Origin of the sequence: Achromobacter sp. AONIH1 (genome assembly GCF_002902905.1) — a bacterium.
GTDB lineage: Bacteria > Pseudomonadota > Gammaproteobacteria > Burkholderiales > Burkholderiaceae_B > Achromobacter.
Genome location: NZ_CP026124.1, coordinates 2,742,659 through 2,757,809, shown reverse-complemented (window position 1 = coordinate 2,757,809; position 15,151 = coordinate 2,742,659). Strand labels below are relative to the sequence as shown.

Annotated in this window: 11 protein-coding genes; 5 read left to right on the top strand and 6 right to left on the bottom strand. The window is 66.5% G+C overall.

The genetic code is table 11. The features are described 5' to 3' along the window. Nucleotides 1-32: 32 nt before the first annotated feature. From C2U31_RS12475 to C2U31_RS12465, 3 genes are all read left to right on the top strand, one after another. Entirely contained in the window at nt 33-1,427 is a 1,395-nt protein-coding gene (locus tag C2U31_RS12475; protein ID WP_199770991.1) for an ATP-binding protein, read from the top strand. A gap of 58 nt (nt 1,428-1,485) precedes the next feature. Next, nucleotides 1,486-2,034: a peroxiredoxin gene (locus C2U31_RS12470; RefSeq protein WP_006389231.1), complete on the top strand. Its 549-nt coding sequence runs from the start codon at nt 1,486-1,488 to the stop codon at nt 2,032-2,034. A gap of 75 nt (nt 2,035-2,109) precedes the next feature. Further along, complete coding sequence (locus tag C2U31_RS12465; RefSeq protein WP_103273078.1) at nt 2,110-2,628, top strand: carboxymuconolactone decarboxylase family protein; 519 nt, start codon at nt 2,110-2,112, stop codon at nt 2,626-2,628. A gap of 124 nt (nt 2,629-2,752) precedes the next feature. Here C2U31_RS12465 and C2U31_RS12460 read toward each other — a convergent pair whose 3' ends face one another. The 3 genes from C2U31_RS12460 to ispD form a co-directional block, all read right to left on the bottom strand. Next, entirely contained in the window at nt 2,753-4,879 is a 2,127-nt protein-coding gene (locus tag C2U31_RS12460; protein ID WP_103273077.1) for a DUF4344 domain-containing metallopeptidase, read from the bottom strand. A 137-nt stretch (nt 4,880-5,016) separates the two neighbouring features. Beyond that, nucleotides 5,017-5,514, bottom strand: a complete 498-nt coding sequence (ispF, locus tag C2U31_RS12455) for a 2-C-methyl-D-erythritol 2,4-cyclodiphosphate synthase (protein WP_103273076.1) — start codon at nt 5,512-5,514, stop codon at nt 5,017-5,019. After that, nucleotides 5,511-6,194 carry a 2-C-methyl-D-erythritol 4-phosphate cytidylyltransferase gene (ispD, locus tag C2U31_RS12450; protein WP_103273075.1) on the bottom strand — a complete coding sequence of 228 codons (684 nt, stop codon included), beginning with the start codon at nt 6,192-6,194 and terminating at the stop codon, nt 5,511-5,513. The genes ispF and ispD overlap by 4 nt, the downstream gene beginning before the upstream one ends. Nucleotides 6,195-6,223: 29 nt before the next feature. Here ispD and mfd point away from each other — a divergent pair, with 29 nt between their 5' ends. Both mfd and serB read left to right on the top strand, forming a co-directional pair. Continuing rightward, on the top strand, nt 6,224-9,706 hold the full coding sequence (gene mfd / locus C2U31_RS12445; RefSeq protein WP_199770990.1) for a transcription-repair coupling factor: 3,483 nt from the start codon (nt 6,224-6,226) through the stop codon (nt 9,704-9,706). Between the two features lie 49 nt (nt 9,707-9,755). After that, on the top strand, nt 9,756-10,613 hold the full coding sequence (serB, locus tag C2U31_RS12440) for a phosphoserine phosphatase SerB (RefSeq protein WP_103273074.1): 858 nt from the start codon (nt 9,756-9,758) through the stop codon (nt 10,611-10,613). A 95-nt stretch (nt 10,614-10,708) separates the two neighbouring features. On the opposite strand, the gene C2U31_RS12435 is transcribed toward serB, so the two are convergent. The 3 genes from C2U31_RS12435 to nuoN all read right to left on the bottom strand — a co-directional run bounded on the left by C2U31_RS12435 (nt 10,709) and on the right by nuoN (nt 15,151). Beyond that, nucleotides 10,709-12,976 (bottom strand): TonB-dependent siderophore receptor, encoded by a 2,268-nt coding sequence (locus C2U31_RS12435; RefSeq protein WP_103273073.1) that lies wholly within the window; start codon nt 12,974-12,976, stop codon nt 10,709-10,711. Nucleotides 12,977-13,317: 341 nt separating this feature from the next. Beyond that, a complete protein-coding gene (locus C2U31_RS12430) occupies nt 13,318-13,650 on the bottom strand; it encodes a DUF2818 family protein (RefSeq protein WP_103273072.1) in 333 nt (110 codons plus the stop codon). Nucleotides 13,651-13,663: 13 nt separating this feature from the next. After that, nucleotides 13,664-15,151 carry an NADH-quinone oxidoreductase subunit NuoN gene (gene nuoN / locus C2U31_RS12425; RefSeq protein WP_103273071.1) on the bottom strand — a complete coding sequence of 496 codons (1,488 nt, stop codon included), beginning with the start codon at nt 15,149-15,151 and terminating at the stop codon, nt 13,664-13,666.

Sequence of the window (15,151 nt, the reverse complement as noted above, 5' to 3'; positions counted from 1 at the left end):
GACAAGCCCGCCCCGGGCAGGAGCGCAGCCTCGTGCCCCGCTTGCGCAAAACCTTCAGGAACCTGACCTCGCGTCTGCGGCTGGGACTATTCGGCCGCACGTTCCTGTTGCTCGCCGCGCTGATGCTCGTCAGCCTGGGTGCGTGGCTACAAGTCTTCTTCAGCATGGAGCTGGGCCCGCGCGCCAACCAGATGGCGCAGCGGGTGATCACGGCCGTCAACATCACGCGCACCGCGCTGATCTACTCCCACGACGGCGAACGCAGCAAGCTCCTGCTCGACCTGGCCACCAATGAAGGCATCCAGGTCTATCCGCGCGAGGTCACCGACTACGCCGAGGCCCTGCCCGACGACGACTACTGGCAGCGCGTGGCGCAGCACATCCGCACGCGCTTCGGTCCCGAGACCCAGATCGCCTGGGGCGTGAACCAGGTGCCGGGCTTCTGGGTCAGCTTCCAGATCGAGAAAGAGCTGTACTGGCTAGTGTTCGAGCGCGAGCAGATCGGGCTGACCGGCGGCATCGAATGGCTGGGCTGGGGCGCGACCGCATTGCTGCTGTCGCTGGTGGGCGCGGCCGTCAGCGTGGGCTTCGTGAACCGGCCGCTGTCGCGGCTGGCGCGCGCCGCCCAGGTGCTGTCGCGCGGCGAGACGCCCGCGCCGCTGCCCGAGCAGGGGCCGCTCGAGATCCGCGACCTGAACGCCTCGTTCAACCGCATGGCCAAGGACCTGCGCCAGGCCGAGGCCGACCGAGAGCTGATGCTGGCGGGGATTTCCCATGACCTGCGCACGCCGCTGGCGCGCATGCGCCTGGAGATCGAGCTGAGCGGCGTGTCGGAAGACGCGCGCCAGGCCATCGACGAAGACCTGGGCCAGATCGACCACAGCATCGGCCAGCTCATGGAATACGCCCGCCCGGCGGGCACCCTGCCCCAACTGGCGACGGACATTTCCGCCGTGCTGGCCGAACTCTACGAGCGCGAGCGCAGCCATACCGCCTCGCTGGGCGGCGAACTGGATGCCTCGCTGGAACCCGGCCTGCGCGCGCGCATCACCGCGCTGGACCTCAAGCGCATCGTCAGCAACCTGATCGAGAACGCCCGTCGCTACGGCCGTTCAGAAGACGGCATGGCGCATCTGGTCATGACACTGCAAGCTGAGGGCGGCATCATCGCCATCGAGGTATGCGACCGCGGACCGGGCATCGCGCCCGAGGACGTGGAGCGCCTGCTGCGTCCCTTCTCGCGCGGCGAAGCGGCGCGCACCGGCGTCAGCGGCGCCGGCCTGGGTTTGGCCATTGTCGAGCGGCTGCTCAAGCATGTGGGTGGATCCCTGCGCATGCTCCCCCGCGAGGGGGGCGGTTTGACCGCGCGGATAGAGCTGCCCAAAGCCAAATTTAGGAATTATCAATTAGACAGTGAAAATCAATAGCGTAGAATTCATGGTTTGAGGCACAGGCTTCATTCCACCGACAACACCAGGAGTAAACATGAAAACTGTTGGCGACAAACTCGAGCCCTTCAAGGTTACCGGCGTCAAGCCCGGCTTCAACCAGCATGAAGAAAACGGCGTGTCCGCGTTCGAAGACATCACCGAAAGCTCCTTCCCCGGCAAGTGGAAGGTGATTTACTTCTACCCGAAGGACTTCACGTTCGTGTGCCCGACCGAAATCGTCGGCTTCAACAAGCTGGCCAAGGATTTCGAAGACCGCGACGCCGTCCTGCTGGGCGGTTCGAGCGACAACGAATTCGTCAAGCTGGCCTGGCGCCGTGAGCACCCGGACCTGAACAAGCTGGGTCACTACCAGTTCGGCGACACCACCGGCGCCCTGATCGACCAGCTGGGCGTGCGTGAAAAGGGTGCTGGCGTTGCGCTGCGCGCCACCTTCATCGTCGACCCGGACAACACGATCCAGCACGTTTCGGTGAACAACCTGAACGTCGGCCGTAACCCGGAAGAAGTTCTGCGTCTGCTCGACGGTCTGCAAACCGACGAGCTGTGCCCGTGCAACCGTACGGTTGGCGGCGCCACGCTGTAATTTCCAGCCCGGCCAGGGGTTTGCTCGTGCAAGCTCCTGCCGGGCTTTAACTGCGCTAGATTATAGGTAAAAACTATGGAATTCCTCTCCACCATCAAAGAACAGTTGCCGGATTGGGCCAAGGACATCCGCCTGAATCTGGACGCCGTGATCGCCCGTTCGACCCTGCCGGCCGAAGACGCCGTGGGCGCCGCCCTGTCGGCCGCCTATGCCGCGCGCAGCCCGCTGCTGGTCGAAGCCTTCAAGAGCGGCCTGTCCGAGACCGACGCCAACGCGGCGCTGACCGCTTCCGCTCTGATGGGCATGAACAACACCTGGTATCCCTACGTGGAAATGAGCGGCGACGCCCAGCTCAAGAGCCTGCCGGCCCAACTGCGCATGAACGCCTACGCCACGCACGGCGGCGTGGAGAAAAAACGCTTCGAGCTGTTCGCGCTGGTGGCCTCGATCATCGGCAAGTGCCATTTCTGCGTGCAATCGCACTACGAGAACCTGAAGAACGACGGCCTGTCGACCGAGCAGCTGCGCGACGCCGGCCGCATCGCCGCCGTGGTGAACGCCGCCGCGCTGGCGCTGACCGCTCAGGGCAAGTAAGCCGTAGCGCCCGCCGGCATGCGCTGGCCGGCGCCCGGGCTGCCGCCAAGAAAAAACCCGCCTGCATTGTGCTGGCGGGTTTTTTGTTGCGCGTGCGCCGATGCTGCACGGCGCCGTCGACGGATCACTGGTTCTTGGGCGGCATGGTCGAGGTGGTCGGCAGGCCGTAGGCCACCCAGGTCTCGACGCCGCCGCGATACCAGTAGGCGGTCCAGCCCAGCGTGCCGGCGCGCAGCGCCGCGTTGTAGGACGAGCGGTCATTCATGCCCGCGCCCAGGAACACGATGGGCTGGTCGCGCTTGCCGCCGGTCTTCTTCATCAGCCAGGCATCCAGATCGGCTTGCAGGCCGTCCGTCACGCTGCCGTCCGAACCGGCGTCGGGCAGCGAATAGCCGATGGGCAAGGTGTCCTTCAAGCCACTGGTGTCGACGAGGATGAGGTTCTTGTCCTTCTTCAAGAGCGACACCAGATCCCCGGTGGTGATGATCTGCGCGCGGTAGATCTTGTTGGGCGTCGGTCCCTTGTAGGGCGCCGTGAACAGCATGGTCGTGGGCGGCACGCCCATGTCCTTGAGTTCATCGATGGAACCCGGCGGCTGGCCCTGAACCTGGCCTTGGCCTTGGCCTTGGCCTTGGCCCTGCCCCGGCTGCCGCTGCGGCGCGCCCGGCGCCGAGCCGCCCTTGTTGGGCACGACCTCGCCGTTGACAGTGCCCATCTCGATGTCGGAAATCATCACCGCGATGTTCTCGATCAGCTCGTAGCACATCGTGATCGAGCCTTCGCGCGGGCTGTACCAGGCGTTCAGCTTGCCGCAGTCCTTGAAGACCACATTCACCGGCCGCGGCAGCACATAGGTCTGACCCAACGACTTGATGTTGTCGCCGATCGGCTGGGACAGCGCCTCGGCGAACAGGTTGCCGATCTTGCGACGCGACGGCTCGAACACCACGTTCACGGGCGCGCCGGGCGCGTTGGCCGGCTGCAGGCCCTCGGGCGACCAGGTGCCCACGCGGGTATGCGGCGCCAGGATCTTGTGCCAGGCGCGGTTCTGCTTGTTGAACTCGTCCGCGCAACGCGCCTTGGTGCGATCCTCCAGGCCGACGCTCTTGGTCACGGACTCGAACACGCCGGGGTTGCCGCCGTACATGATGCACAGCATGTTGCGAAAGCGCTTCAGGTCGCCCGTGTGCTCATCCTGCCAGGCCGAACCGGACGATGCGCCGCGGTTCTCGGCCAGCTTGCCGCTGTAGTACCACTGCAAGGCGGCGTAGATCGCGCCCTCCTTGACCATGGTGTTCACTTCCTGATTGTCCGACGGGTACATGGTCGGCTCGACGATCTTCAGCGCAGCATAGATGTCGACCGCGTCCTCTTCGGCGCCGGTCGAGGGCAGCTCCAGTTCGCCGATCAGCGCGTGGCCGAACTCGTGCAGGAAGATGCTGCGCATGATGCCGACGTACACCGACACGATGCGCATGTTGTCGCCGCCGAAGCGCGGATACGGGCCCTCGCCCCGCAAGGGCGAATCGGCGCCGCCTTGCTGCCTGGGCGGGTTGCCCGCCGCGCCGCCACCGCCACCGCCACCGCCGCTGCCGCCGCTCCCACCGCCACCACCGCGCGCGGGCAGGCCGCCCGCGGCCGGCGCCGGCTTGGCATCGGCCTCGCCCGCCGTGACGGCGAAGTCGGCAATGCCGAAGGTGCCGACGTCATAGGCCATGATGCCGATCTGAGAACCGGTCGCCGGTTCATCCCTGACGTCGCCGATCTTCTGGCCGTTGACGATGAAGCGCGCCGCGCCGGGCAGCTCGACCACGCGGATGCGGTCGGAGCCATCCAGCTTGGCCACATTCGGCACAGAGGCGATGTCGCGGCGCTTGTCGCCCTGCAGGCAGAACAGGAGCGTGTTCTTCTCGGCCGTCAGTTCAAGCAGACACAGGCTCTTGTTGGCGCGATTGTTCAGCACCACGCCGATCGAAGCCTTGGGGTTCGGCGACTTGACCACCACATTCACGTCGGTCACTCGGCCAGACTCCGGCGCCGGCCCGACGTTCATGTACAGCGTCTGTTCGCTGCCCGGCGTCGAAGTGTTGCGCAGTGTGAACCAGCCATCCTCCACGCCAGCGGTCCAGCCTTGCAGCATCTGCTGCTGGACCGCGCCGGCCAACGGGCCGAGCTGCTGCTGGTATTGGGCAAGGGCGGGCGCGCTGAAAACGCCCGCGATGGAAAGCAGAGCGATGCCGCGTAGACGCATCCGGATTCTCTATGTAGTCGAAATCGAGTAGCGCAGAATATTCCAGATTGATGCGACCCGCTTATTCATTTGTTAAAGATGTATCAAAACAAACGAAGTACGGGAACCGCGGCGAATGTCGCTTGTCGCGTGTGCCGCTATGCCGGGGAATCCGCGCGCGCCAGCAGCGCCACGACCGTCGCCGCGATGCCTTCCTTGCGGCCCAGATAGCCCAGGCCCTCGTTGGTCTTGGCCTTGATGTTGACCTCGGTAACGGCCAGGCCCGTATCGGCCGCGATGTTCGCCACCATGGCCGCGGCGTGCGGGCCGATCTTCGGCGCCTGCGCGTGCACGGTGGCGTCGATGTTCACCGGCGTCCAGCCGGCCTGGCGCACGCGCGCCATGGCCTCGCGCAGCAGCTTGCGGCTGTCGGCGCCCTTGAAAGCCGGATCGGTGTCCGGGAAGTGCCGGCCGATGTCGCCCAGCCCGGCCGCGCCCAGCAGCGCATCGGTCACGGCGTGCAGCAGCACGTCGGCGTCGGAATGCCCCAGCAGGCCGTGCGTGTGCGGGATCGTCACGCCGCCGATGATGAGGGGCCTGCCTTCGACCAGTGCATGCACGTCGAAGCCCTGGCCGACGCGGAAAGGAATGCTCATAACCATTTTTCCATCAGTTCGAAATCGTCCGGCCAGGTCACCTTGAAATTGCGCAGGGAACCCGGCACCAGCCTGGGCGCATAGCCCGCGGCCTCGATGGCCGACGCCTCGTCGGTCACCGCCACGCCCGCCACCGCCGCCGCCGTCAGGGCGTCGCGCAGCGCGCCGGCGCGGAACATCTGCGGCGTCTGGGCCAGCCACAGGCCGTTGCGGTCCAGCGTGCGCTCGACGCGCTCGTGGCCGCCCTTGACCGTGTCCGCCACCGGCAGGGCCAGCAGGCCGCCCACCGGATCTTTCAGGCAGGCGTCGATCAGTCGCGCCAGCGCCTCGGCCGGCAGACCAGGCCGTGCCGCGTCATGCACCAACACCCAGGCATCGTCGGCCGCGCCGCTGTCGGCCAGCGCGCCGGCCACCGTATCGGCACGCGTGGCGCCGCCGCAGGCGCGCCACACGGTGCGTGGCAGCCCCGTCAGCGCGTCGTCGACCCAGCCGTCGCCGGGCGTCACCGCCACGCGCACCTGGGCGATGCGCGCGTCGGCGAGCAGGGCGCTGACCGCCAGCCGCAGCATGGGCTGGCCGCCCAGCGGCCGGTATTGCTTGGGCACGGCGTCCTGCCCGGGCCGGCTGGCGCGGGCGCCGACGCCCGCGGCGGGCACGATGGCGATGATTGAGTCAGACATGGTGCGAAGATTTTATAATCTTCCGCCTGATGTCCGCTTCCAGCCAGATGCCCGCCTCCCCTACCTCCGCCACGGCGGCGCCGCCCGTGCCCGCGACCGCCACTACGCTATCCGCACTGAAGACCGGCGCACGCTATGCGCAGCCGCGCCCGCCCGGCTCGGGCGACGCCTGGCTGCTGGCTGACCTGGCACGCCAGGCTGGCGGCCCGCTGGTCATCCTGACGGCCGAGCCGCTGGAGGCACAGAGGCTGGCCGAGGAAATCCAGCTGTTCGCGCCCAACCTGTCGGTGCGTCAGCTGCCCGACTGGGAGACGCTGCCGTATGACGCCTTCTCGCCGCACCAGGACCTGATCTCCGAGCGCCTGCACACGCTGCACGCGCTGATGACGAAATCCGTGGACGTGCTGACGGTGCCGGTCACCACTGCCCTGTACCGTCTGGCGCCACCCTCCTTCCTGGCCGCCTACACCTTCTCGTTCAAGCAGAAGGACCGGCTGGACGAGGCCGCGCTGCGCGCGCAGCTGACGTTGGCGAACTACAACCACGTCACCCAGGTCACCGCGCCCGGCGAGTTCTGTCTGCGCGGCGGGCTGATCGACCTGTTCCCGATGGGCTCGGTCCTGCCCTACCGGCTGGACCTGTTCGACGACGAGATCGAGACCATCCGCAGCTTCGACGTCGATACCCAGCGCAGCCTGTATCCGGTGGGCGAGGTGCGCCTGTTGCCGGGCCGCGAGTTCCCCATGGATGAGGACGCCCGCAACCGCTTCCGCGCGCGCTTTCGCGAGGTGTTCGAAGGCGATCCCTCGCGCGCCCTGCCCTACAAGGACATCGGCAATGGCATTCCCTTCGCCGGCGTCGAATACTACCTGCCGCTGTTCTTCGACGAGACCGCGACGCTGTTCGACTATCTGGCCGACGACACGGTCACCGTCACCGTGGGCGACATCGACGACGCCATGCAGCGCTTCGGCCAGGATACGGCCAGCCGGTACGGCTTTCTCAAGAGCGACCGCGAGCGCCCGGTGCTGCCGCCGTCGGCGCTGTTCCTGGACCCTGAAACGCTGCACGGCAAGCTGAAGGATTTCCGCCGCCTGGCGCTCACCGCCGGCCAGCCGCATCCCGATTTCCGCGCCGCGCCCGACGTCAGCGTGGCGCGCCGCGCCGAGGATCCTGTCGCCAAGCTGCGCGCGCTGGTCCAGGGACGCCAGAGCCGCCTGCTGCTGTGCGCCGATTCCGCCGGCCGCCGCGAGACGCTGGTGCAGATGCTCAACGAGTTCGGCGTCACGCCCGACGCCCAGCCCGACAGCATCGAGGCCTTCCTGTCCTCGAACGCGCACTTCGGCATCGCCGCCGCTCCGCTGTCCGCGGGCTTCGGCCTGCCCGGCGCCGGCCTGGCCTTCCTGACCGAGAACGATCTGTACCCCGGGCTAGCCACGACCGGCCGGCGCGGCAAGCGCGACCAGGAGCGCGCCAGCAACGTCGAAGCCATGGTGCGCGACCTGTCCGAGCTGCGCGCCGGCGATCCGGTGGTGCACGCCCAGCACGGCATCGGCCGCTATCACGGCCTGGTCAACATGGACATGGGCGAAGGCGAGATGGAGTTCCTGCATCTCGAGTACGCCAACGGCAGCACGCTGTACGTGCCGGTGTCGCAGCTGCACGTGATCGCCCGCTACAGCGGCGCCGATCCCGAGGCCGCGCCGCTGCACCAGCTGGGCTCCGGCCAGTGGGACAAGGCCCGCCGCAAGGCCGCCAAGCAGGTGCGCGACACCGCCGCCGAGCTGCTGGCCCTGTACGCGCAGCGCGCCGCGCGCGAAGGCTATGCCTTCAAGCTGCCGCTCAACGACTATGAGGCCTTCGCCGAGGGCTTCGGTTTCGAGGAAACCGCCGACCAGGCCGCAGCCATCCAGGCGGTGATCGCCGACATGACCTCGGGCCGGCCCATGGACCGGCTGGTCTGCGGCGACGTGGGCTTCGGCAAGACCGAAGTGGCGCTGCGCGCCGCCTTCCTGGCCGTGGCCAACGGCAAGCAGGTCGCCCTGCTGTGCCCGACCACGCTGCTGGCCGAACAGCACGCCCAGACCTTCTCGGACCGCTTCGCCGACTGGCCGGTGCGCGTGGTGGAACTGTCGCGCTTCCGCTCGGCCAAGGAAGTCGCCACGGCCATCGAGGGCATCAACGACGGCCGCGTGGACATCGTCATCGGCACCCACAAGATCCTGTCCAAGGACGTGAAGTTCAAGCGCCTGGGCCTGGTCATCATCGACGAGGAACACCGCTTCGGCGTGCGCCAGAAGGAAGCGCTGAAGGCGCTGCGCGCCGAAGTCGACGTGCTGACGCTGACCGCCACGCCGATCCCGCGCACGCTGGGCATGTCGCTGGAAGGCATCCGCGATTTCTCCGTGATCGCCACCGCGCCGCAGAAGCGCCTGGCCATCAAGACCTTCGTGCGGCGCGAGGACGGCAGCACGCTGCGCGAGGCGCTCTTGCGCGAACTCAAGCGCGGCGGCCAGTGCTACTTCCTGCACAACGAGGTCGAGACCATCCACAACCGCCGTGCGCGGCTGGAAGAGCTGGTGCCCGAGGCCCGCATCGCCGTGGCCCATGGTCAGATGCCCGAGCGCGAGCTGGAGCAGGTGATGAAGGGCTTCTACCAGCAGCGCTACAACGTACTGCTGTGCACGACCATCATCGAGACCGGCATCGACGTGCCCAGCGCCAACACCATCGTGATCCACCGCGCCGACCGCTTCGGCCTGGCCCAGCTGCACCAGCTGCGCGGCCGCGTGGGCCGTTCGCACCACCAGGCCTACGCCTACCTGCTGACGCCAGGCGAGGACGCCATCACCAGCAATGCCAAGAAGCGCCTGGAAGCGATTCAGGCCATGGAAGAGCTGGGCTCGGGCTTCTACCTGGCCATGCACGACCTGGAAATCCGCGGCACCGGCGAGGTGCTGGGCGATTCGCAATCCGGCAACATCCAGGAAGTGGGCTTCTCCATGTACAACGAGATGCTCAACGAGGCCGTGCGCGCGCTGCGCGCGGGCGAGGAACCGGACCTGGACGCGCCCTTCAACCTGGCCTGCGAGGTCAATCTGCACGCGCCCGCCCTGCTGCCTTCGGACTATTGCGCCGACGTGCACGCGCGCCTGGCCATCTACAAGCGCCTGGCGCACGCGGCCGACGAAGACGACCTGATCCAGATCCAGGAAGAGCTGATCGACCGCTTCGGCAAGCTGCCGGACGCGGCGCAGACCCTGCTGACCACGCACCGCCTGCGGCTGGCGGCGCAGCCGCTGGGCATCATCAAGATCGATGCCAGCGAGACGCAGGCGCTGCTGCAGTTCGGCCCCAAGACGCCCGTGGATCCCGCCCGCATCATCGAGCTGGTCCAACGCCAGCGTCACATCAAGCTGGCGGGCCAGGACAAGCTGCGCGTCGAGATCAAGGCGCAGCAGATCCCGGCGCGCGCCGACGCCGTGCGTGCGGTGCTGCGCGCGCTGAAGTAAGCTGCCGCTACGCCGCGCGCAGACGCCACCGATCCTTATTCGCAAACTTATGACTACTCATCACCTCGTCGTCCAATCCCCTGCCCTGACCGTCGACCAGGCGGAGCAGCTGGCCGCGCTGGCCCAGGCCCAGGGCGTGGCCCGCATCAGCGCCACCGCCGCCCGCCTGCTCGACGTGCAGCACGACGACGCCACCCGCGCCGAGGTCCGCGCCTGGGGGGAAAGCAAGGGCCTCGATACCGCCTTCCTGCCCGCCGGCCTGAAACTGTCCAGCTGCAAGGTGCTGGCCATGGACATGGACTCCACGCTGATCAACATCGAGTGCATCGACGAGATCGCCGGCGTGGCGGGCGTCAAGGACAAGGTGTCGGAAATCACCGAAGCCGCCATGCGCGGCGAGATCAAGGACTTCTCCGAAAGCCTGCGCCGCCGCGTCGCGCTGCTCAAGGGCGTGCCGGCCGAGGCGCTGGAACAGGTCTACGCGGAAAAGCTGCGGCTGAATCCGGGCGCCGAACGGCTGATCGGCACCGCGCAGGCCGCCGGCATCAAGGTGCTGCTGGTGTCGGGCGGCTTCACCTTCTTCACCGACCGGCTGCGCGAGCGCCTGAAGCTGGACAGCGCGCACGCCAACACGCTGGAGATCGACAATGGCGTGCTGACCGGCCGCGTGCTGGGCGACATCCTGGACGCCGACGCCAAGGCCGTCTACCTGCGCGAGTTCGCGCGCCAACACGACGCCACCAAGGAACAGACCATCGCCATGGGCGACGGCGCCAATGACCTGAAGATGCTGGGCGCGGCCGGCTTCCCGGTGGCCTATCACGCCAAGCCGCTGGTGCGCGAGCAGACGCGCTATGCGCTGAACGTGTCGGGGCTGGATGGCGTGCTGAACTGGTTCGAGAGCTGAGCACGGAAACAGCCATCCGCGCTCGCGGCCTGTTCCCAACGCCGCAAAGCAAAAAGCCACCTTACGGTGGCTTTTTGCTTGCCGGGACACCCGGATCAGTAGCGCATGTTCACGCTCAGGATCGCCGAGCGGCCCGGCGCGACGCTGACGTAGTGTGCGGCGTAAGCCTTGTCGTAGTACGTCTTGTCGAACAGGTTGAACACGTTCAGCTGCATGTTCCAGTTCTTGTTGAAGCGGTAGCCGGCCATCGCGTCGAAGCGCCAGTACGACGGGATGTAGGCCGTGTTGGCCGTGTTGCCGTACTGCTTGTCCACGTAATAGGCGCCGCCGCCGACCGTGAAGTCCGGCGTCACCGCGTAGGTGCTCCAGATGTTGAAGGCGTTGCGCGGCGTGTTGGGGAAGTCGTTGCCCTTGTCCGTGGCGACGCCGTCGTCCTTGATCTTGCTCTTCAGGAAGGTGTAGCCGCCGAAGACCTGCCAGGCCGGCGTAATGCTGCCCGAGAAGCCGAGTTCGAAGCCGTCGACCTGCTTCTTGCCGGCCATCGCGTAGGTGTTGTCCGGCAGGGTCAGGCGCGCGTTGGTGGTCTCGGTGCGAAACACCGCGGCCGTCAGCGTCATGCGGCGATCCAGCACTTCCCACTTGGTGCCGAGTTCGTAGGTCTTGTTCTTTTCGGGAGCCATGTCGGCCGCATTCGCGCCGGCGCCGCCGCGTCCAGGAGCCAGGCCATTGCCCGCGCCTTCGCCCGAGTCGCTGTTCGACGGCGTGGACGAGGTGGCATACGACACATAGATGCTGCCATTGTCCGCCGGCTTGTACACCAGGCCCAGCTGGTAGTTCCACAGCGTGTCATTGCGCTTGATCACGGTGTAGTTGTTGGCGGGCGTGTTGGTGAACTTGGTCTCGTAGCGATCCAGGCGCAGGCCGCCGTTCACGAGCCACTGCGGCGACAGTTCCACCGTGTCGAAGGCGTAGAGCGACTTCGAAATCGTGCGCGAACGAGTCGGCTGGCCTACGCGTTCACCGTCCAGGGTATTGACCCAGGGATCATGCGGATCGGGATCGTACAGGCTGGTGCAGTTGTACTTGGACGCGGCGCCAAGGAAGTTGCAGGCATTGTCCTTGCCGGAGCCCGTGCCCCGATTCACGGCGATCGAATCCTTCTTGCCCTCTTCCTTCGACACTTCCAGGCCGACGTTGAAGCTGTGCTTGAACGAGCCGGTGTCGAACTTGCCCACCAGCTCGGTCTGGTTGGCAAGGCTGTCGACGCGGCTGTCACGGGTGTTGGCGCGACGCCAGACTCGGCCGTTCAGCACGTTGCCCTGGCTGTCGTCCGGCTGGGTCCACACGTATTTCTGCGTGGAGTAGGTGTAGCGCGTCATGTTGCGCAGCGTCAGGCGATCCGAGAAATCGTGCTCGATGCCGATCGTGCCCATGTCGGACGTGGTCTTGCGGTAGTCGCTGGCCAGGCCGTAGAAGTTCTTGCGGTTGACATCGGCGGGGCCCGTCCGGCTCACGCCCATGTAGCTGCCGTCGCGCTTGACCTTGGTGCTCGGATAGGCATACGGAATGCCGCTGTCCGGCAGGTCGTCCGTCTGCATATGGTAGTAGCTCAGGGTCACGCGGGTCGGCGAGTTCAGGCCGAACGTGATCGTGGGCGCCACGCCCCAGCGGCTGTTGTTGACCATGTCGCGGCCGGCCACATCGGCATCGTGGTACATGGCGTTCAGGCGGAACGCCGTCTTCTCGCCCAGCTGCCAGTTGCTGTCTATGGTGCCGCGATAGTAGCTGTCAGTGCCGATGCCCAGGCTGGCGGCGGTGAAGTCTTCCGCCTTGGCCGTCTTGCTGATCAGGTTGACGCTGCCGCCGGCGCCGCCACGGCCGCCGAAGGCGCCGTCCGAGCCCTTGACCACTTCGACCTGCTCCAGGTTGAAGACTTCGCGCGACGTCGCGCCGATGTCGCGCATGCCGTCCACATAGGTGCTGGCCTGGGCGTCATAGCCTCGGATGATCGGCCGGTCGCCCAGCGGATTGCCGCCCTCGCCCGCGCCGAAGGTGATGCCGGGCGAATTGCGCAGCACATCGGTCAGCGAGGACGCCGCCTGGTTCTGGATGACTTCCTGGGGAATCACCTGCACCGACTTGGGCGTGTCCAGCAGCGGCGCGGTGAACTTCTTGGAACCCGATTCCTTGACGTCATAGGGCGTATAGGCTTCGCCTTGCACCTGGACAGGCGCCAGCTGCGTCGCGCCCTGGCCCGACGACTGCGCGTGCGCGCCGGCCGTCAGGAACAGCGCGGGGGTCGCCAGCACTGCCGCCAGCGAGCCGCTGAGCGACGTGACGGCAAAGGAGTCTTCGGGCTTCACAAGGCTTCTCCAGAATATGAATAACAACGATTCTTGTTTTTCGATGGGTTGCGATTGTGAACTTCAAAGCTGAACGTTCGCTGAAAATTGAATATTTACCGGCTCGCAGGACGAAAAAACAACAAGAGTCAGCGTCTTTTCGTCATGTATGGAGGCTTATGACGCGCCCTCGCTCATCCTCTCGGAGCCATCCCTTCCTGACTGAAGCTTGAATGATCAGGAATGCCGCCACGGCTGCCGCAGGCGGCTTCGCGAAGGCAGGCAGCCCATCACGCCACCCATAACAAAAAACGCCCCGTAGGGCGTCTTTCGTCGGCGGGAGCCCTGCTAGGCAAGGGGATTCACTGGCTGCGCAGCCTGGGATGCCGCTTGAACAGATACCGGTACACAAACCCCGGATAGGCCAGTACCAGGAACAGGCTCAGCGTGATGGCGTAGAACTCCCAGGTCTGGGAGAAACGGTTGCCCAGCGTGGACTCGAAGGCGAAACCCAGCGCGCCCACGACCAGGTAGAACACCAGCACTTCCACCAGACGCAGCCAGAACGGCTTGACCGCGGCCTGCCCCGCCTGCTTCCAGGGCAGCACGGCGAACACGCGCTCCGTCAGGAAAGGCAGGTTCGCGCTGACCAGGGCCAGCGCGATCAGGAGCCATACCGCCAGGGTCTGGTTCATCCGGTCCGTCCGCTTACAGCAGGTTCAGCGAGCTGCGGATGGCCTGGACGCTCAGCGCCATCAAGCCGCCGGGCAGGATGCCCAGCACCAGGATCAACAGGCCGTTCACCGACAGCACCGCGCGTTGGCCGGCGGAAGCGACCATCGGGGCGGCGTCGGCCGCCGGCTCGTCGAAGTACACGACCTTGACCACGCGCAGGTAGTAGAACGCGCCGATCAGCGAGAACACCACGGCGATCACGGCCAGCGTGACGTGGCCCGCGCCCACCAGCGCCTGCAGCACGGCCAGCTTGGCATAGAAGCCGACCAGCGGCGGGATGCCGGCCAGCGAGAACATCAGCAACAGCACGATGGCGGCATGCCACGGGCTGCGGCGGTTCAGGCCCTTCAGGTCGTCGATGTGCTCGCACTCGAAACCCTGGCGCGACAGCAGCAGCACGATGCCGAAGCTGGCCAGCGTGGTCAGCACGTAGGTCAGCATGTAGAACAGCGAGGCGCCGTAGGCGGCGGCCGACGCGTCCGGCTTGCCGGCGACCGTGCCCGACATCAGGCCCAGCAGCACGAAGCCCATGTGCGAGATGGTCGAGTAGGCCAGCATGCGCTTGAAGTTGGTCTGCGCGATGGCGGTCAGGTTGCCGATGGCCAGCGACAGCACCGCCAGGATCATCAGCATCGGCTGCCAGTCGGCGGCCAGGCCGTGCAGGCCGTCGACCAGCAGGCGCAGCGTGATCGCGAAGGCGGCCAGCTTGGGCGCGCCGCCCAGGATCAGCGTGACGGCCGTGGGCGAACCCTGGTACACGTCCGGCACCCACATGTGGAACGGCACGGCGCCCAGCTTGAACGCCAGGCCCGACACCAGGAACACGATGCCGAACACCAGCGCCATCTTCTCGGCCTTGCCGGCGGCGACGACCTTGGCGACTTCGGCCAGGTCCAGGTGACCGGTGGCGCCGTAGACCATGGACATGCCGTACAGCAGGAAGCCAGAGGCCAGCGCGCCCAGCACGAAGTACTTCATGGCGGCTTCGGTGGCGACGACGTTGTCGCGGCGCAGCGCGATCAGCGCGTACAGGGCCAGCGACATCAGTTCCAGGCCCAGGTAGATGGAGATCAGGTTCCCGGAGGAAATCATGACCATCTGGCCCAGCAGCGCGAACAGCGTCAGGACGTAGAGTTCACCGCCCTTGAGCATGTCGCGGACCTGGGCGTAGACGCGGCCATAGACCAGCGTGACGGCCACGGCCACATAGGACGCGATCTTCAGCAGATGCGACAGTTCGTCGGTGACGTACAGGCCATTGAAGGTCTTGCCCTTGACGCCGGCGCTCCATTGCATGGCGGACACGACGGTCAACACGCCCAGCGCCAGCATGGTCAGCCAGAACGTCGGCTTGCGCTCGGGGTGATTGCTCACCGCGTCGACGAGCAGGATGGCCAGGCCGAAAACCAGCAGCAGGATTTCCGGTGTCGCCAGGGCGAAATCGATTTGGGATTGCATCAT